Origin of the sequence: Corynebacterium sp. zg-331 (genome assembly GCF_014267345.1) — a bacterium.
GTDB lineage: Bacteria > Actinomycetota > Actinomycetes > Mycobacteriales > Mycobacteriaceae > Corynebacterium.
The window spans coordinates 1-19071 of the sequence record NZ_JACMYD010000007.1; the positions used below are offsets into that span (position 1 = coordinate 1).

General features: G+C 67.3%; 16 protein-coding genes and 1 pseudogene. 5 read left to right on the forward strand and 12 right to left on the reverse strand.

The window, feature by feature from the left end; genetic code table 11:
• Both H7347_RS08205 and topA read right to left on the reverse strand, forming a co-directional pair.
• Nucleotides 1-1473 (reverse strand): VaFE repeat-containing surface-anchored protein (locus H7347_RS08205; RefSeq protein WP_227659095.1); only part of this gene is annotated, 1473 nt, incomplete at its 3' end.
• Nucleotides 1474-1760: 287 nt separating this feature from the next.
• A pseudogene (gene topA, locus H7347_RS08210) lies at nucleotides 1761-4583 on the reverse strand (type I DNA topoisomerase); the annotation flags it as partial.
• Nucleotides 4584-4922: 339 nt separating this feature from the next.
• On the opposite strand from topA, the gene H7347_RS08215 reads away from it, so the two are divergent.
• Complete coding sequence (locus tag H7347_RS08215; RefSeq protein WP_152823045.1) at nucleotides 4923-5549, forward strand: DedA family protein; 627 nt, start codon at nucleotides 4923-4925, stop codon at nucleotides 5547-5549.
• Nucleotides 5550-6015: 466 nt separating this feature from the next.
• On the opposite strand, the gene H7347_RS08220 is transcribed toward H7347_RS08215, so the two are convergent.
• Nucleotides 6016-6219 (reverse strand): cold-shock protein, encoded by a 204-nt coding sequence (locus H7347_RS08220; RefSeq protein ID WP_055122404.1) that lies wholly within the window; start codon nucleotides 6217-6219, stop codon nucleotides 6016-6018.
• A 267-nt stretch (nucleotides 6220-6486) separates the two neighbouring features.
• Here H7347_RS08220 and H7347_RS08225 point away from each other — a divergent pair, with 267 nt between their 5' ends.
• Nucleotides 6487-8829: a DEAD/DEAH box helicase gene (locus tag H7347_RS08225; RefSeq protein WP_152823046.1), complete on the forward strand. Its 2343-nt coding sequence runs from the start codon at nucleotides 6487-6489 to the stop codon at nucleotides 8827-8829.
• Nucleotides 8830-9140: 311 nt separating this feature from the next.
• Nucleotides 9141-9779: a RelA/SpoT domain-containing protein gene (locus H7347_RS08230; RefSeq protein WP_370513949.1), complete on the forward strand. Its 639-nt coding sequence runs from the start codon at nucleotides 9141-9143 to the stop codon at nucleotides 9777-9779.
• A gap of 970 nt (nucleotides 9780-10749) precedes the next feature.
• Here H7347_RS08230 and H7347_RS08240 read toward each other — a convergent pair.
• From H7347_RS08240 to H7347_RS08275, 8 genes are all read right to left on the reverse strand, one after another.
• Complete coding sequence (locus tag H7347_RS08240) at nucleotides 10750-11070, reverse strand: Rv3654c family TadE-like protein (protein ID WP_152823048.1); 321 nt, start codon at nucleotides 11068-11070, stop codon at nucleotides 10750-10752.
• Nucleotides 11067-11447, reverse strand: coding sequence for a hypothetical protein (locus H7347_RS08245; RefSeq protein ID WP_152823049.1), 381 nt, complete (start codon nucleotides 11445-11447; stop codon nucleotides 11067-11069). The genes H7347_RS08240 and H7347_RS08245 overlap by 4 nt, the downstream gene beginning before the upstream one ends.
• Nucleotides 11422-11658 (reverse strand): DUF4244 domain-containing protein, encoded by a 237-nt coding sequence (locus tag H7347_RS08250; RefSeq protein WP_152823050.1) that lies wholly within the window; start codon nucleotides 11656-11658, stop codon nucleotides 11422-11424. The genes H7347_RS08245 and H7347_RS08250 overlap by 26 nt, the downstream gene beginning before the upstream one ends.
• Before the next feature lie 18 nt (nucleotides 11659-11676).
• Complete coding sequence (locus tag H7347_RS08255) at nucleotides 11677-12300, reverse strand: type II secretion system F family protein (protein ID WP_152823051.1); 624 nt, start codon at nucleotides 12298-12300, stop codon at nucleotides 11677-11679.
• Nucleotides 12297-13070, reverse strand: coding sequence for a type II secretion protein F (locus H7347_RS08260; RefSeq protein WP_152823052.1), 774 nt, complete (start codon nucleotides 13068-13070; stop codon nucleotides 12297-12299). The genes H7347_RS08255 and H7347_RS08260 overlap by 4 nt, the downstream gene beginning before the upstream one ends.
• Entirely contained in the window at nucleotides 13064-14206 is a 1143-nt protein-coding gene (locus H7347_RS08265; RefSeq protein WP_186337423.1) for a TadA family conjugal transfer-associated ATPase, read from the reverse strand. The genes H7347_RS08260 and H7347_RS08265 overlap by 7 nt, the downstream gene beginning before the upstream one ends.
• A gap of 5 nt (nucleotides 14207-14211) precedes the next feature.
• Nucleotides 14212-15267 (reverse strand): septum site-determining protein Ssd, encoded by a 1056-nt coding sequence (gene ssd, locus H7347_RS08270; RefSeq protein WP_152823053.1) that lies wholly within the window; start codon nucleotides 15265-15267, stop codon nucleotides 14212-14214.
• 306 nt (nucleotides 15268-15573) lie between these two features.
• A complete protein-coding gene (locus H7347_RS08275; protein WP_227659094.1) occupies nucleotides 15574-16245 on the reverse strand; it encodes a hypothetical protein in 672 nt (223 codons plus the stop codon).
• A 103-nt stretch (nucleotides 16246-16348) separates the two neighbouring features.
• Here H7347_RS08275 and H7347_RS08280 point away from each other — a divergent pair, with 103 nt between their 5' ends.
• Together H7347_RS08280 and H7347_RS08285 are read left to right on the forward strand one after the other, a co-directional pair.
• On the forward strand, nucleotides 16349-16852 hold the full coding sequence (locus H7347_RS08280) for a phage holin family protein (RefSeq protein ID WP_186337402.1): 504 nt from the start codon (nucleotides 16349-16351) through the stop codon (nucleotides 16850-16852).
• Nucleotides 16853-16945: 93 nt separating this feature from the next.
• Entirely contained in the window at nucleotides 16946-17878 is a 933-nt protein-coding gene (locus H7347_RS08285) for an alpha/beta fold hydrolase (protein WP_152823054.1), read from the forward strand.
• 7 nt (nucleotides 17879-17885) lie between these two features.
• Here H7347_RS08285 and H7347_RS08290 read toward each other — a convergent pair whose 3' ends face one another.
• Nucleotides 17886-19064, reverse strand: coding sequence for a MarP family serine protease (locus H7347_RS08290; protein WP_152823055.1), 1179 nt, complete (start codon nucleotides 19062-19064; stop codon nucleotides 17886-17888).
• Between the last annotated feature and the right edge of the window lie 7 nt (nucleotides 19065-19071).

Here is a 19071-nt window from a genome sequence, read left to right on the forward strand (position 1 = left end):
AGCAGAAGCCTTATACGCCTCCGCCTCAGTCTGAGAATCCTTCAACCCCTCAGCCGCCTCCACAGAAGCAACCTCAGACTTACCACCGATGTACTTCTTCAGCTGAATATCAGCCGACTGCGGCTCATCCTTCTCAGACTCCACCGTCTGAGCAGCATCATTGATGTCCTTGTGATCAGCAATCACATCACCAGAAGGCACAGAACCATCCGTCAACGACTCAGCACGACTCTCCTGCGCCTTAGCATCATCCGACTTCAACGTCTCAAACGCCACCGCAGCAGCCACCGGCTCGGTCACAGCATCGTTCACCTTAATCGGAACAACAACCTCACCATCAGCCTTCTCCGGCGTGAACTCCTTAAGACCAGAACCCAACACCTTAGACGCATCAGCCTTATCCACCAACTGCGCCTCAAGAGTGTAAACCTTACCCGGAACCAGGTTCTTATACGTCACCGTGTCATTCACCGTGGCGCCAGCCTTCACCCGATCAGCACCCTCAGCAAACGCAGCAGACGTACCAATCTCCGACTTCACCGGGGCAGGACGCTCCGAGGTGACAGGGGTAACCTCCTCAGGCGAGGGAACCTCGGAAGTCGGCCGAGCAGGGCTTTCCGGACTCAGGCCAGGCTGATCGATTGGTATAAATCTCTGTGGAGCGCCACCGAGTTCCTTGCCGGTCAGATTGACAAACTTATCAATGTCATATCCTTTAGGGACAATGACAGTGATATAATCGGATTTTTTAGCCTCAGGAATGATATCGCGGAAATTTTTAACAGGCCTAAGATATAGATGGGCAGGATTATCGCCAACGATTTCCATACCTGTTAATCTTGTAAATTCCTCAGGACTCATCCTAAGGTTCGGATCTCCATCACCAAGAAAAATATTCTGATACAGATTATTACGCGTGCGGGCGGAGGTTGAGCTAATGGCCCAAATGGCAAGATGCATTTTTGCAGCCTCTTGCCTATCAACCCCTTCACCACCATTTCTAGCCATATCAGTATATTGACGAACAAGATGAATTAGAGAATCTCGAAATTCGCCCTCGAGCGGAACAATGTTTGTTTTACCATCTCGACCCGGACCCTGACTACCAATATGGGTTAGTTTTTGATAGCCCGACTCCAAAAAATCAACATCGGTAACCTCACCAGCGGTACCGGCACTTAGAGCAGGATCCTTAGGAGCTTTAAAGCCCAAATCAATACAAAAACCAAAACCAATTTTTTGACTTCCAACCACGCCAAAATTATTGGAGATAAGCTTTTTGGCAAAATCAAGATCTTTTACCGCTCCCGGGAATTCATCTACCGGAGTCCCAGGAAAAGAATCAGTTCCATACTTATTATGCTCATCCGCATGCGCCATAGGCGCAGCATGCACAGAACCAAGCACCAGTGCCAGAACGGCGAGCAGGATGGTGATTACCCTCGCCGGGGAGCTAGCAATCGAACGCTTCATCACAGGAGACCACCCCCCCTCCAGGGAGAGGCCTTACCACTGCCAAGATTGATCATCTACTCACTCCAAACGCTCTAAGGGCATAGATAGAAAACAATACCCACTCTAGCAAGCTCCGGCCGCCGGAACAAGATTCGCGGAGCTTGGCTGCCCCATAGACTTTTGTACCCCAGGCCAAAAACCTTATAGCTATACCTTATGGCCGCTCGGGGAACAGCTTCGTATCGGAATGGAAGCGTAAGGGTACCCGCACGGAGGGCGAGCTACCAGCAAGGTGCCTACTTCACCTTGGCCCGTCGCTCCGAGAGAAGCTCGTTGGCGCGCTCGTCGGTCATCGCTTCCGGGGTATCACCTTTGCGCAGCGAAGCATTGGTTTGCCCGTCGGTGACGTATGGACCAAATCGGCCGTCCTTGACACTCATCGGACGTCCGGAGACGTCGTTATCGCCCAGCCGCTTCAGGGGCGGCTTGGCGGCGGCGCGACCGCGCCTCTTGGGCTCGGCGTAGATGCGCCGGGCCTCCTCCAGGGTCACGCTAAAGATCTGTTCCTCGCTGGCCAGGGAGCGGGAATCGGAGCCCTTCTTCAGGTACGGCCCGTAGCGGCCGTTCTGCGCGGTGATCACCTTGCCGTCGGCGGGATCCACCCCCACCTCGCGCGGCAGGGAGAGCAGTTGCAGGGCTTGCTCTAACGTCACTGTGCCGGTTTCCATGGAGTTAAACAGGGAGGCAGTGGCGGGCTTGAGGGTCTCCTCCACCAGCGCGGCGATGCGCTTTTCCTTCTGCTTGGCGGCGGTCTTGGTGCCCCAGTTCTTGGCCCGCTTGCCCTCGGCGGCGCGCCGCTTGTCCTCCTCGGCGCGCTCGGTGGCCACGACCTTCTCCGCCTCGGCCTCGGCGCGGCCCTGCTCGTCCTCCCCGAGCTGCTCGGTCACGTACGGCCCGTAGCGGCCCTCCTTGGCCACGATCACTCGCCCGTTGGCGGGGTTGATACCCAGCTCGCGGCCGCCCTGGGGGGTGGCAAAGAGCCTTTCTGCCGCCTCCAGGGTCAGCTCCTCCGGGGTGGTATCCACCGAGAGGTTCGCCCGCTGATACTCCGGCTCACCCTCGGCGGTGGTGCCCACCTGGCGCTCGATGTAGGGGCCGTAGCGGCCCACCCGCACGTTGATGGCGCGGCCCTCGGCGTCGTCGCACAGGTGCAGGGAATTGACCTGGCGGGCGTCGATGTGTTCCAGGTTGTCTCCCACCAGAGCCTTGAGCCCCCCGCGGCGGGCGATCGCGTCCGCCACGTCCTCCTTGGCCTCGCCGTTGCCAAAGTAGAAGCCGCCCAACCAGTCCGCGCCGTGGGCCAGGCCGGTGGCGATCTCATCGAGCTTGTCCTCCATCGAGGAGGTGAAGTCATAATCCACCAGCGCGGAGAAGTTGTTTTCCAGCAGGCCCACCACGGCAAAGGCCACCCAGTTGGGCACCAGGGCGTTGCCGCGCACCATCACGTAGCCGCGATCCTGGATGGTCTTAATGATGGAGGCATACGTGGAAGGCCGCCCAATACCCAGATCCTCCATCTTCTTGACCAGGCTGGCCTCCGTGTAGCGGGCGGGCGGGTTGGTGGCGTGCCCATCGGCGCTCAGGCGTGTGGCCGTCAGCGCATCGCCCTCGCGCAGGCGCGGCAGGTGCCGCTCGGCATTATCGGCCACGTCGCGGCCGTCGCTGAGCCTGCTCGTCTCCACGTAGGCCCGCAGGAAGCCGGGGAAGGTGATGGTGCGCCCGGTGGCGGCAAACTCCGCCTCCTCCCCCTCGGCCTGCGCGCTCAGCGTGACCTTGAGCGAGGTGCCCTTGGCATCCGCCATCTGCGAGGCCACGGTGCGCTGCCAGATCAGCTCGTAGAGCTTGTACTCCTCGGCATCCAGCCGGCCGTGCAGCTGGCCGGGGGTGGCAAAGCGCTCACCGGCGGGCCGAATGGCCTCGTGGGCCTCCTGGGAGTTTTTCACCTTGCGGTCGTAGCGCCGCGGCGCGGACGCCACGAAGGCCTCCCCGTACAGCTCGCGGGCCTGCTCCCGGGCGGCCTGCGTGCCCTGGGAGGACAGCGAGGTGGAATCGGTACGCATGTAAGTAATGAAGCCGTTTTCGTAGAGCCGCTGCGCGATGCGCATGGTGCGCTCCGAGGTGTAATGCAGCTTACGCCCGGCCTCCTGCTGCAACGTGGAGGTCATAAACGGCGCATAGGGGCGGCGGGTATAGGGCTTTTCCTCCACGTCCACCACCCGGGCGGACGCCCCCTCCAGCGCCTCGGCCAACGCCTCGGCGCGCTCCTTGTCCACCACCAGATCCGCCTTGGCCGCGCCCTTGAGTTGGCCGGCGTCGTTAAAGTCCCGCCCCTGGGCCACCTTCTTGCCGCCCAGGCGGGTCAACCGCGCCACGAACTCGCGCGGATTATCGGGATCGGACTGCGCGGCCCCCGTATCCATCGTGGCCGCCACGTCCCAATACTCCGCCGAGGTAAAGGCCATGCGCTCGCGCTCGCGCTCCACGATCACGCGGGTGGCCACGGACTGCACGCGGCCTGCGGACAACCGGGGCATGACCTTCTTCCACAACACCGGGGAGACCTCGTAACCGTAGAGGCGATCCAGGATGCGCCGCGTTTCCTGCGCGTCCACCAGATGATCGTCCAACTCGCGGGTATTCTCCGCCGCCACCAGGATCGCGGACTTGGTGATCTCATTGAACACCATGCGCCGCACCGGCACCTTGGGCTTGAGCACCTCCAGCAGGTGCCAGGCGATGGCCTCGCCCTCGCGGTCGGGGTCCGTGGCCAGCAGCAGCTCGTCCACCAGCTTGAGCTTGGCCTTGAGGTCCGCCACCTTCTTTTTCTTATCCGCGCTCACCACGTACAGCGGCTTGAAGCCGTGCTCGGTGTCCACGCCCAGGCGCGCCCACGGCTCCTTCTTATACTTGGCGGGAACGTCCGCTGCCGCGCGCGGCAGGTCACGGATGTGGCCCACCGACGCCTCGACGATGTAATCATCGCCAAGATAAGGCTGAATCTTCTTCGCCTTGGTTGCCGACTCCACAATCACCAAGCGCTTCACGCCCGGCGCCTTAGCATCTGCCACGGGAGTACATCCCTTCCCTCGCGCAACGAATAACTACTACACGTACACCGTACACAGCCACCGGGCACAGTATTTAATGGTGCGCTCACGCGCGGGGCGCACGGTGGTGCTTGAGGTGTTGGCGGCTGGCGGGGAGTTGCTGGGTGTGGGTTGCTGGGGCTGCGGAGCGCCGGCAGGTCGTCAAGCGGAACGCCGAAAGAACGTATGGGGTGATCCTCCGGCATGGAGTAGTACACAACCACCCCCGCCACCAGACACCTACTACAATGCACCCCTAATGGCGGGCCACTCCACAGCACCCAGCACCCCCCAGACACCGGCTCCCCACGGAGGTAAGGCATGACCCATCAGATCGAGGCATGGCTAGAACTCTTCATGTCCTCCGCATGGTTCTACCCCCTGACCGCCAGCATGGTCTTCCTCGACTGCCTCATCCCCTTCTTCCCCAGCGAATCCATCCTCACCATGGCCGGAGCCTGGTCCGGCAGCACCGGGCAACCCAACATCTGGGGCGTCATCGGGGTGGGCATCGTCTTTGCCATCCTCGGCGATAACGTGTGCTACCTGCTGGGCACTCGCTTCGTGCAATTCATCCGCTCCGCCCCGCCCAAGAGCAAACTCGCCGCCTCCCTGCGCTGGGTATCGGCCAACATGAACAAACGCGCCGGATTCACCATCATCATCGCCCGCTTCATCCCCTGGGGCCGCCTGGTGCTCACCCTCTCCCTGGGCTCCATGCGCTACCCGTGGCGCACATTCTTTTTCTTCGACACCCTCGGGGTGCTCATCTGGGCGCTCCAAGCGGGCTTCATCGGCTACCTCGGCGGCTACGTGGTGCAGGACTACCCCCTGGTGGGACTGGTTCTGGGCCTTGCCCTCGGCACGCTGGTGGGCATCAGCATCGACAAGATCCAGGCCCGCTTCACCGACTACTCCGAGGTGCGCTCGGGGGTATCGCGGGCGTAGGGCCCTTTGGGGGCTTGCGTCTGTGGGGTCTTGCGGAGGTTGGTGGATGGCGCGCCCGACCACAAGCTGTTTCCCGCTTCCCGAACAGGGGCTGTGCTGGCCCAACCCCGGCATATCTTCTTGAGGATGTGATCCATCTGGGTGAAACCCCGTGACAGGAGAAGAAGCCGATCCCGGAGAAAACTGGATTGACCTCCTCAATCATGCCAGGGATAACAGCGATGAGGTATTCCTCACTTTTGACTCCATCTATGTTTAGCCAGAGCCAGCTAAGCATCCCCGCGCCTTGTTGGTGAGCACACTGGATTCAAAAGCAGGCACAGCTACGACACCACCCTTGCCCACACACCCATGAGCAACCACAACACCACCGAACCCTCTCACCCCATAAGCCCCGCAGCCTCAATACACAAAAAGAACCACACACCGGGCACTAACCCGGCATGCGGCCCCTACGCAACGCGACCTAAAGAGCACGCACCTGCTGAGCCTGAGGCCCCTTAGCACCCTCACCGATCTCAAACTCCACACGCTGATTCTCCTCCAAGGTACGGAAACCATTACCCTGGATCTCGGAATAGTGAACAAAAACGTCAGCAGAGCCGTCCTCGGGGGCGATGAAGCCAAAGCCCTTTTCGGCATTGAACCACTTAACAGTTCCCTGTGCCATGCTTGTACAACCTTTTCTTCTGGTTCTGTGCCGACGCTCTGTCTGCGCCGACGGGAAACGGGTCTCATCAAACCACCCGGTACCGGCAGCGGCCCCGGGCGCCCGCATGTTCATCTCCTGCGAGCGCCTACACACTGCGCACAGAAACTGCGACCTCGCACCAGTGTGTCATGTTTTAGCCCCGCGCGATAGTATCGGAGGCCTATTTCGATAAAATCCCAGGCCACACGCAGTCCGATTAACCTCAAAAGGGGGTAACACACTCCGATGGCACCGCCTCCATCCCCGGGAGAAGAACTCCTCGCCGCGCTCCACGACCGCTTCCCGGGCTCGCGCTGCACGCACTCCTCCACCATCCCGGCGCGCCCAGCCCGCCACGCCGCGTGGCCGGAGTGGGTGCTGCCCGGCCTGCGCGCCTACCTGGCAGAACAGGGCGTCGGCCGCCTCTATGCCCACCAGGCGCAGGCCGCCGAGGCTGCCCGCGTAGGCCGGCACACCATCATCGCCACCGGCACCTCCTCGGGCAAGTCCCTGGGCTACCTGCTTCCGGTGCTCACCGAGCTTGCCGCCGACCCCACCGCCTGCGCGCTCTACCTCACCCCCACCAAGGCGCTGGGTTCCGATCAGCTGCGCCACCTGCGGCGACTCTGCCGGGCCGTGGACGACCTCGGCGGGGTCCACCCCGCGCCCTACGACGGCGATACCCCCGCCGAGGCGCGTGCGGGCATCCGCGAGCAGTCGCGCTTCCTGCTGAGCAACCCGGACATGCTGCACGCCTCGCTGCTAGCGCATCACCCGCGCTGGGCGCGCCTGTGGCGGCGGCTGCGCTACGTCATCATCGACGAATCCCACGTCTACCGGGGCATCTTCGGCGCGCACGTTTCCCTGGTGCTGCGCCGGCTGCGGCGCGTGGCCGCCCACTACGGGGCGCACCCCACCTTCCTTCTGGCCTCCGCCACCTCGGCCGACCCCGCCGATCACGCCGCGCGGCTCACCGGCCTGCACGTACATGCCATCACCGACGATACCTCCCCCTCCGGCGCGCGCACCGTGGTGCTGTGGGAGCCGGGCTTTCTGCCCGACCACGAGGGCGAGCAGGCCGCCCCGGTGCGTCGCTCCGCCGCCTCCGAGGCCGCCGGGCTCATGGCCGCGCTCGTCGCCCAGGGGGCGCGCACCCTGACCTTCGTGCGCTCGCGGCGTTCTGCCGAGGCCACCGCCCTGCTGGCCGCCGAGGAGCTGCGGGCGATGGGCAGGGATCAGGCCGCCGGGCGCGTGCGCTCCTACCGGGCCGGGTACCTGGCGGAGGATCGCCGCGCGGTGGAACGCCAGCTCGACTCCGGGGAGCTGCTGGGGGTGGCCACCACCAACGCCCTGGAGCTGGGCATCGACGTCGGCGGGCTCGACGCCGTGGTCACCGCCGGTTTCCCGGGCACGGTGGCCTCCCTGTGGCAGCAGGCCGGGCGCGCGGGGCGGCGCGGCCAGGAGGCGATCGCGGTGCTCGTGGCCCGCGACGATCCCCTGGATACCTACCTCGTCCACCACCCCGAGGCCCTGCTGCGCCGCCCCCTCGAGCGTGCCGTGTTCGACCCGCACAATCCCCACGTGCTGCGCGGCCACCTCCGCTGCGCGGCGGTGGAGCTTGCCTTGAGCGACCACGACATCGAGGACCTCGACGCCGCCGAAGTAGCCGCCGATCTTGCCGCCCAGGGGGTGCTGCGCCGCCGCCCGCGCGGCTGGTTCGCCGTGGACGATAGCGCCACCACCGCGCACGCCGCACTCAGGCTGCGCGGGGATACCAGCGGCGACGTGCCCATCGTCGATGCCAGCGACGGCCGCCTGCTGGGCACCATCGACGCCGCCCGCGCCCCCGCCCAGGTACACCCCGGCGCGATCTACCTCCACCAGGGCGAGACCTACGTGGTCGAGGAGCTCCACCTGGACGACGCCGTGGCGCTCGTGCGCCCCACCGACGCCGACTACACCACCTTTGCCCGCAGCACCACAAAGGTGCGGGTGCTCGCCGAAGCCCGCCCGGCGCGCGATCTTGCCCCCGGAGTGCGGCTGTGTTGCCTCGACGTGGAGGTATCCCGGCAGGTGGTCGGCTACGTGGTGCGCCGCCCCGACGGCACCCTCATGGACACCGTGGCGTTGGACATGCCCGTGCACACCCTGACCACCCGGGCCGTGGCCTACACCGTGGAGCCCTCCTTTCTCGACGAGATCGCCCTGGACGCCGCGGCGTGGCCGGGTGCCCTCCACGCCGCCGAGCACGCCGCCATCGGGATGCTGCCGCTGCTGGCTACCTGCGACCGCTGGGACATCGGCGGCCTGTCCACCGTCGCCCATCCCGACACCGGGCTGCCCACCGTGTTCGTCTACGACGGCCACCCCGGTGGGGCGGGCTTCGCCGACTGCGGCTTCGAGCGCTTTGCCGAGTGGATGCGCGCCACCGTCGAGACGGTGCGCTCATGTCCCTGCGAGGCGGGGTGCCCCTCCTGCGTGCAGTCGCCCAAGTGCGGCAACGGGAACCACCCGCTGAGCAAGCAGGGGGCACTCCGGCTGCTCGGGGCGCTCGCGGCGGTTTCCTTTAGGGCGCCTAGGGCGTGTTGAGCGCCGTCAATCCCCCAGGCGTGCTGCTCCCCGACCAGCGGATAAGGTAACGTATGAGCATGATTGAGAGTCTCGCCGAACCATACAGGTGGAGCAAGTCATCGATAAACAGGCTCGGCGAGGCCATGCGTGATGGCAAGCCCTTCGATAAGCAACAGTACGCGGACTGGTTTCTTTAGCATGCCCAGCCGATTGGGATAGCGACGAGCGCGATCGCCCCCATCCTGACGCAGACCAGGAACGACTACTGTCAACAAGCACAGTACTTCTACCAGTTCGAAGACGAGCACCATCTGACACTGAGTTCTCGCATCAAAACGGAGGACACCACGAGGCAGAAACTTCGCCGTCAGAAGGAGAGCGGGAACACCACACCGCTTGCTCGTATCCAGGACATTGCAGGTCTCCGGGTTGACGGAACATTTACGCTAGAAGGCCAGGACTTGGTGGTTGACCGGATTCGTTCGGCCCTCCTCGAAGTAGGAGCCACCGAGGTGAGAGTCAAGGACATTCGAGAGGCTCCTCACAGCGGTTACCGGGGTGTCCACTTGCATGTCATGTCTCCCTCGGCTCGACTCGAGGTGCAAGTGCGAACGAAGCTCCAATCGCACTGGGCGAACCTATATGAAGTTGTTTCTGACATGCTGGGAAGAGATATCCGGTACTCCGAGGATGCGGAAGGGAAGAAGGGGGCCATCCTTCGTGAGCTCTGGAAGCAGAGCGATGAGAGCTACGCGGTAGAGAAAGCATGGATGTCGATGATCTCTCTCGACGCGCAGTCGTCGGCACTGGAGACGGAGGATGCTCTCGATGCCACTGACCGTGACAAGATCAGCCGACTGCAGGCTTCCCTGACCGAACAGTTAACCATGCAATCCAAATATTTTATCGCTGCACGCGGTAGCATGGAGGAACTGCGAGATCACCACGCCACGCTAGGAGAACCATAGTTATGCCTGGTTTCGTCATCGAGTACCATCGATCCACTGGTGAAATGGACCTCACCGAGTACGCGTCCCTGCTGGAAGCAACGCAAGAGCGTCTGCATAGAGACATCGCTCGACGAGACAGCGACATCGAGATTGTTGCTGTGTCCGCTGCTGACCGAAGTGCGCTTGAGAGGTCGCACTCGAGGTACTTCAAGCGGATAGCCACCCCCGCATAGGGGCATTCTCTTTCACAAGCCCCCACCGTCACACCGACGGTGGGGGCTTTTCCTCGTGCGGGTCGGCTCCGGCCTGTATTGCTGCGGAGATGCTCGGCGACGCCGACGCTTCGCGTTGGCGGTGGCCAGCTGGACGTGGAACTAAACACGGGTATGCCCGGTGCACTCTGTCGGGGCTACGTCATTTACCCTGCAGGAGTTGCCGCATGACTACGCCAATGTACCGAGCCACCTAGGGCGTGTTGATCAAGTGGTTTCGCTGTCGGCTGGGTGAATCTTGGAGGACGGTACCTGGGAGAAGCTGCTGGCTGAGGTGCAGAAGCAGGCAGACGCGGCAGGGAAGATCGACTGGGTCGTCTCGATCGACTCGACCATCGCGCGTGTGCATCAGCACGGCGCGACCCTCCCGCGGAATGCAGGGGGCTCCACCGAATCACAAGAATCCGTGGTTCGAGCCGCCTGATCACGGGATCGGGCGCTTTCGCGGTGGACTGACGACCAAGCTGCGCCTGGCCGAGCGATCGACTTCGGCGACTAGCAGCAGGGACGCTACAAGGGCCGCAACGTCGTGGAGCGCTGCTTCACCAAGCTCAAGCAATGGCGCGGAATCGCGATGCGTTCTAACAAGCTCATCCGCAGCTACCGCGCGGTCGTCAGCCTCACCGCCACGCTCATATGGATTCAGAGCAGACTTAATCAACACGACTTAGCTCAATGGCGCCGCTCGGTAGCTCATCAACCACCCGCTTCGCCTCTTACAGCGGCCCCGCCTGTGAGGCGGCCTCCCGCCCCCGAACCCGTACCGCCACGGCGATGTCCATCCCCTCCTCCCTACACCACAGGGCCTCCGCCTCGTTCTCGCGCGCCACCTGCCCGGCCACCCGGCAGGAATCCCCACCGAACCACCGGGTATGCGCCCCGGCGATGGCGGCCATGTCTGCCGCCACCTGTGCGCGGTGCTGGGCGATCACCCCGCCGATGAGCGTCACCGCCAGCACCGTGCACCCGGCCAAGGCGGCGCACAGCACTACCCCCAGCACGGTGGCGTAGCCCGCCTCGCCGCGCCCACGCCTCACGGTCGCCCACCCCGCTGCCCCTCCCCAGGTCCCGCCTCCTCCGCCGCCTCGGCGGGAAAGACGGCTCGGGCGCGCATGGTGCCCAGGGGCGCGGGCACGCTGGCCACGGCGGTGATCCGTCCCGATTGCTCAGCGATGTCCACGCTGCCGCGTTCCGGGCTGAGGCGTTCCCCGGAGATGGCGTACTGCCGCGCGGCCGCGCCTGCGGTGTCGATGGCCGATACCTGCGCGGCCAGGGTAATCAACCCCGCCACCAGGGCGGCAAAGACCACGATCAGCGCGCCGATCGCCACGGCGGCCTCCACCGTCACCGAGCCCTGGGCCCCGCGCGGCAGCGCGCGGCGCGGGCTTTTAGCCCGGCGTGTTGCTGAGGGCATCGGTGATAATTCCCTGGATGGCGTCCGAGACCGCCGAGCTATTGACCACCGCGTACAGCACGGCCGCGAGCGCCGCGGCGGCGAGCGTGCCCATGGCGTACTCGATGGTGCTCAGGCCTTGATTGTCGCGGCCGAGGCGGAGCGTTTCGCTCGCGGCGCAGCGCGCCGCCCCTCGTATCCCCGCCAGCACAAGTTCGATGTGATGATGCATGATAGGTGTTTCCTTTCCTTACCCAAAGGTGTGCGATGAGATGATGGTCTGCGCCACGCCGACGAGCACCGGAGCCAACCCCAGCAGGAAAAACGCCGGGAGGAAGCACAGGGTCAGCGGCATGGCGATGAGCACTCCGGCGCGCTCCGCCGTGGCGGTGGCGCGATCTGCCGTGGCGTGGCGGATGGCCTCGGCCACCTGCGCGGCGGCCTCTGCGAAGCCCGCCCCGCTGTGGTGAGAACCACAGGCCAGCCGCGCCACGTCCCGCAGTCCGGGCAGGTCCCGGGCATCGGCCCAGGCCCGCTCGGGGGATACCCCGATGGCCAGCAGGGAGGCGATCGTGCGCCAGGTCTCGCGGGCCGGGGAGGTGCTGCACCCGCCGACGATCCCCGCCGAGACCGCGGGGCTCAGCCCCGAGGCCAGGCACGCGGCGTAGAGGTCAATGTCCGCCGCCACCGCCGGCACGGCGTGCAGCTCGCCCCCGTTCACGCGCGCGGTGAGCCGCGCGGCGAGGCCCCGGAGGCCCCCGGCCCTCGGGCCGTCCCGGGGGCGAGTGGCGCTTCGCTGCTGAATCAGGCGGCGGCCGCGCGTCTCCAGGGGTCCCACCAGCAGCGCGAGGGCCACCAACACGAGGGGCATCATCGCTGGCCTCCCGCCCGCTGGATCAACGCCTGCGACCACAGTGCCCCGGCGCACACCAGCGTGGTCCCCGCCATCAACATCATCCCGCCCACTCCGCCGCCGAGGAGCAGACCCAGGGGGTTAGCCCCCATCATCGTGCCCATGCCCACCCCCGCGAGGGGCAGCAGCGTGAGCACCACAGCGGTCGATTGCGGACCCATCAGGCGGGCGCGGGTGGCCGAGGCGTGGCGCAGATCCTTATCCAACGCCGCGTGGACCCTCCCGAGCAGCGGCGCGCAGGCCACCCCGTGCCGGTGCACCGCCTCCCACACCCGCGCCACCGTGCGCAGCTCCGGGATTTCTTCCGCCCCCGAGGGATCCTCCCCCACCCCGGAGACCATCAGAAGCAGCCGCTGGCGCACCCGCGCATCCAGCCGCTCATGTTCGGCCACCGCGCGGCGCATCGCGGCGGCGGGGTCGGCCCCGCTGCGCACCTGCTGGCACACGCCGCCGAGCACGGCAGCGAGCTGCTGGCGCTGCCGCTCCCGGCGCGCGCGCCGCAGCCGCGAGCGCACCATGATCCCTCCCGTGGTCGCCGCGATGCCCCCGGAGGCCACCACGCTCCACGGCACGGCCCCGGCGACCACGGCCCCCACGAGGCACACCGCGGCCCACCACCAACCCCGCACCCGACGGGGTCTGCTCAGCCGCAGCAAGGGCCCCAACCGTACCCCCGGCCGGGCGGGCACCAAGGCCGCCGCCCCCGCGCAGCATCCCATCAGGCTCACCATGACAGGGCCTGCCTCAGCTCATCAAGGCAGGCCCCTCGCTCGCCGGCCCGCCACACCTCGCGCACCTCGGCGCCGCCCGCCGGGCCGCGCTCTACCACCCCGATCTGCGCCAACGCGCGTTGCCCATCGGCTCCCCGGCGCATCACCAACACCATCCTGACCGCCGCGATCCACTGGCTGTGCGCCGCCCGGCGATCCAGCCCGCCCAGGGCGGCCAGGGCCTCGATCCGGGCGGCTACCTCCGCGAGGGAATTGGCGTGCAGCGTGCCCGCCCCGCCCTCGTGGCCCGTGTTCAGCGCGGAGAACAGATCCACGATCTCCGCGCCGCGAATCTCGCCCACCACGATGCGATCCGGGCGCATGCGCAGCCCCTGGCGCAGCAGCGCGCCGAGCGTGATCTCGCCGCGCCCCTCGACGTTGGCGCCCCGGGCCACGAGGCTGACCACGTGCGGGTGGGCGGGGGCCAACTCCGCCGTATCCTCGATGCACAGCAGGCGCTGATCGCCCGGCACCTCGGCCAGCAGCGCCGAAAGCAGCGTGGTCTTCCCCGTCCCCGTGCCGCCCACCACCAGGTAGGACCGCCCCGCGCGCACCGCCGCGCACAGGCAGGAGGCCACTGGCTCCGGCAGGGTACCGGCGCACACCAGCTGCCCCATGCTCATCGCTGCCTGGCGCAGCACCCGCAGGCTCAGGCACGTGCCCGACTCCGAGGGCGGGCTTAAGACCGCGTGAAAGCGAATGCTCGTGCCGTCCTCCCGGCGCAGGCGACCGTCGGCAAAGGGCTGGGCGTCGTCGAGGCGCACGCCCACGGACGCCGCCAACCGTGCGGCCAAGCGGCGCACGGCGGCGTCATCGGCAAAACACACCTCGGAGCGCTCCAACCCACGGCCGCGATCGAACCACACCCCACCGGGCCCATTGACCACCACGTCCGTCACCCCCGGCAGCGCCACGACCGGCTCCAGGGCTCCCACCCCCACGGAGTCGTCGCGCAGGCGGCGCAGGATGGCCAGCACATCGACGTCGCTGATGGCCCCCGCCTCGGCGCGAACGGCCGCGGCGATGTCCGCCGCGCCAGCCCCACCGCCCTGGGTGATCAGGCGACGCTGCACCCTCTCGATGATCTCCTCACGCACGACGCTCACCGCCACACCGCCTTGGCCGCGGCACGCAGGGCGCGTGGTGCCCGCGCGGGCACCCCACCGAGTTCCGTGGCCTTCGCCAGGCCCCCGATCGTGGGCACCTGCGCCACCACGGTGGCCTGGCTCAAATGCTGCATATCCGCGGCCTCCAGGCCGGACCATCCCCGGTGCCGCGCCACCACGCTCACCGCCACGCCGCATGCCCGCAGGTGAGCGGCCAGGCCCGCCAGCCGCGCCCCGGCGCGCACCTCCGCCGGACACACCAGCACCACCTCGTCGCAGGCCTGCGCTCCCGCCAGGCTCAGCTCACCCACGCCGGGCAGATCCACCACCACCGGCACCTCCCCGCGCCGCAGGGTATCCACGGCGCCGCGCAATTCCCCCTCGCTGAGCCGGTACCCATCGTCCACGGTGGAACGCGAGGCGGACAGAACCGCCAGGGATTCCCGCACGGGCAGGGCCGCCACGAGTTCTTCGGCCGCAAGGCGGCCCTCCGCCACGTGCAGATCCGGCCACCGCGCGCCGGGGGTCTCCTCGCAGCCCACGAGCAGATCGAGGCCGCCGGAGCGATCCACCGCGTCGATGAGCACGGCCTGCCCGCCGCGCGCGGCGCACCGGGCCACCACCACGGCCAGGGTGGAAGCGCCCGCTCCGCCGAGCACCCCAAGGACACCCAGCACTCGGCCTCGGTGCGGTGCGGGTGACGCGCTCTCGCGCGCGCTGCGCCCCAGGGCCTGTAGAAGATCGGTGGCCTGGGCGGGGATCACAAAGCCGCGATCGGCGCGGCAGGACACCACCGTGGGGTGCGGGATCGGACCCGGATCCGGCACCAGGAGGTAGACCGCCGGGACGCCGCGCGGCGGCGGGGGCGGGAGGAGGTGGCGCGCCTCGGCGTCGATGAGCACGGCGCTGGCGCGCGGATAGTGGCGGGTGATCTCCGCCGCCTCGGTGGTCTCGATGACCTTCATGCCGCTGGCCGCAGCGATCTGAAGGGCCTCGGAGCGAAGCGCCGGGTGCATCACGATGAGGATGACGAGGAATGCGGAGAGATTCATGCTCCTTAGCGTGCGCCGTCGAGCCGCCCGCGACCAGGGGCTCCCGCGAGCCTGTGGATAACCACCCCTTTTTATTGACGTGCCACCAAAATCTGTGGATAACCGCACCGGCCCTTAGCGCACGTGGGGTATAGCGGCGCGCCTCGGGGGGTAAGCATAAGGGACGGCCCGCGCCTCGGGGGGTGTGCGCGGGCCGTCAAGTAACCCGGTCTCGGGGGGCGGACCGGGGCAGGCCACACAGTATATCGGGGCCTTGCACGAACTACTATGCCACAACCCCCGCCTCAACGCAAATCGCGCCGCACCTCACAGCAGCGCCGCGATGGACTCCGCCTCCCGCGCGCCGTCGATCCACGCCCGCAACAGCAGCTCAAGCAGGGCCGATACCCCCTCTTCCGAGGCCACATACCCCGCCAACGCCCGGCGATACTCGCGGCGATGCCGATACAGATACGGCTCCGGCACCGCCAGGCCGCGCGGGTCCAACCCCCCGGCCACCGCCGCCACCCGCGCCGCCACCCGCGCCACCTGTCCGCTGCGCGCCCCGAACATTCCCCGCGCCGCGATCTCCGCGTGCACCACCTGCGACACCAGGGCATCATCGCCCCCGGCCACCACCAGCGCCCCGACCCCGCGCAGGCGATCCGCCACCCCCGCGCTCGGCACCCCAGTTCCCCCGCACAGCACGTCGAGCCGGGCGATCACCTGCAGCGGGGCGCGCGTCCAGGTGCGCGCCGTGGCCTCCACCTGCCCCGGCGCGAGCAGGCCGTAGCCGCCCATCCGGTCGAACTCGCGCGCGGCGGCGGAATCGGGGGCGTCGATCAGCGCGCTGCTGCGCGCACCCCGCACCACCGACTCGGCGGAGGTCACCTGGTAGCGGCGGAGATTCACCGGGCGGCGATGCACCGCCGCGATATCCCGGGCGGCCTGTCGGGCCAGCGCATCAACGGAGCCGAGGCGGCGAAGCGCATCAAACATACTGCCCACCCTATCGAGCACGGTAGGGTGGGCGTGAGCACTACCGTCTACACTATGTAGAAGCGAAAAACGACACGACCCTGCTCCCGGGAGGAATAACACAGTGAGCAACAAGGACGGCTTTTTTACCGACGGCCCGAGCGATTTCGCCCCGCGCGTGCAATCCATCCCGCTAAGCGACGTCGATGCCTCCACCGGGCAGGAATCCATCGGCACCCTGGTCAGCAACGCCACCTCGCAGATGTCCAGCCTCTTTCGCGCCGAGCTGGAACTAGCCAAGACCGAGCTGACCACCGAGGTGAAAAAGGGCGCCGTGGGCGGCGGCCTCTTCGGCGCGGCCGGCACCATCGCGCTCTACAGCACGTTCTTTTTCTTCATGTTCGTCGCCGCCCTTCTCAGCCTCTGGCTGCCCGCCTGGGCCTCCCTCCTCATCGTCTTCCTGCTCATGCTCCTCACCGCCGGCGTGCTCGCCCTCATCGGCGTGAAGAAGGTCAAGAGCCTCGGCGCCCCGCAAAAAACCATCGACTCCGTCACCGAGCTGAAAAACCTCGTCCCCGGCTCCGCCCAGAAAAAGCTGGAGGACAAAAACCGCGGACTCTACAGCTAGGCCCGCCTCGCTCCGCCTCCCTGCCTCCCGCCGCGCCACCGAGCGCGCCGGGAGGTTTCCCGCGCCCGCCGTAGCCCAACCCAAGGAGTGATCATGGCCGCAGAGCCGCCGCTTTCCCCCAGCGTCGTGCACCTCGACGGCCCCTTCCGCCACGACCTCCTCTACACCCGCGGGGTACGCTTGCACGTCGCGCAGGCCGGGGACGCCGCCGACCCCCTCATCCTCCTGCTGCACGGCAGCTTCGGCGGCTGGTTCGACTACAAGGACGTCCTCGCGCTCCTCGCCGACCGTGGCTTCCACGTGGTGGCCGCGGACATGCGAGGCTACGGCATGTCCGATAAACCACCCACCGGCTTCGGTTACGACATCCGCTCCGCCGTGGGCGACGTCACCGGCCTGATCCGCGCCCTCGGCCATACCTCGGCCACCCTCGTGGGCACCGACACCGGCGGCGCCGTCGCCTGGTGCGCCGCCGCGGCCGCACCCCGCCACGTGGACGCCCTCGTCTGTGTATCCGCCGCGCACCCGGTGGACACGCGCCGCGCCACCGCCAGCCGCCCCTGGCTCCACGCCACCGCCCTCCTGCGCCGGGCGCTCGGGCGATTCCCGCTGCGCCGACTCCTCCACCGCGACGCCCTCTTCCGCTGGCAGCTCCGGCGCAGCACCGACGCCTCCTTCCACCACAGCGCACGCTACGAAGAAGCCCTGCGGCTGCGGCTGACCGCGCGCCGCATCGGCTCCACCCATGCCGCGCGGCGACGCAACAATCGCCTGCTCAGTACCCCCGTGCCCGCCAAGTGGCTCGGCCTCAAGGTCGCCGCCCCCACGCTCATGCTCGCCCCGGCGCGCTCGGCCTGGCTCGACCTGATCCGCCGGTCTACCGCGCGGCTCACCCCCCGGGCCGCCGCGCGCAGCCGCAGCAGCCACATCCCCGGCACCAAGAACCTGCCCAGCGTCGAGAACCCCGAGGCCTTTACCGCCGCCCTCGCGGACTTTCTCGGCGAGGTGCGAGAAGGTGCCGACTAGCGGGCACTCACCGCGCCACGCACCCACCCGTGTCCACCGGCTGACGCAGCGCCGTCACGTTACCCACCCGATCGCGCACCTCCGCCCCGGTGAGCGCGTAACCCGTGTCCGTCTGATCCACCGAGGCCCCAAAGATCACGCCGAGCACCCGCCCCGCGTCGTCGAAAAGCGGGCCGCCGGAATTACCCTCGCGCACGGAGCCGCGCAGGGTATAGGCTTCGCGCTCAACGCGTCCGGAGGCATAAATATCCGGCCCGGCGATGGTCAGTGCCTCGCGCACCCGGGCCGGGGCCGCCTCGAAGGGCCCGGACTCCGGGAAACCCATCACGATGGCGTCCTGCCCCGTCTGGGCCGTGTAATCCGCCCAGGCCAGCGGCGCGATGCCCAGGCCGGGGCTGTAGAGCACCGCGATGTCCACCTCCGGGTCGTAAAACACCACGTCGGCGTCGCGCACTCCCAGCGCGGTATCCAGGCGCACCCGCTGGGTCCCCGCCACCACGTGGGCGTTGGTGATCACGTAGTCCTCGGCGGCCACGAAGCCCGAGCCCATGAGCCGTCGGCGGCACTCGGGGGCCTCGCCCATCACGTGAATCACGCTGGGCCGAAGCCGCTCCACCAGGGCCGCGTCCTCCACCTCGATCCTCGGGGCGGCCACCTCCGGGGCGGGGCCCTGGCCGAAGGGGGAAATCAACGGCGGCATCCCGGTATCGGAAAGCAGGGCGGAGATCTTGGCCGGCCACTGCGCCGCGGAATCCGGCATCGCGCGATCCACCGCACCCAGGATCCGCGAGTTCCGAATCCCCGCGGCCAGCTGCCCACCCACGCTCGTGGCCGCGGGAATAGACACCAGCCACACCACTACCAGCGTTACCGCCACCTGAAAGAGCGCCCCCAGCGCGGAATCCGCCCGCACCGAGGAACGCGCCCGCAGCGCCCGGCGCACCGAGGCCCCCAGCAGTCCGCCCACCAGGTTGCCCACCGCCACCAGCAGCAACAACACGCCCACCGCCACCAGGAAGCGCAGGCCCGCCGCATCCACCCTGGACATCGCTAGGGGCATGATTCCGGCGCCCACCACCAGGCCCGCGATCACCCCCACCGCGGAGAGAAAAGAGGCCACCCCGCCCAGGCGCCACCCGCCCACCAGGGCCAGCAGGCAGGCAAAGGCCACGAGCGCATCGACCATCACACCG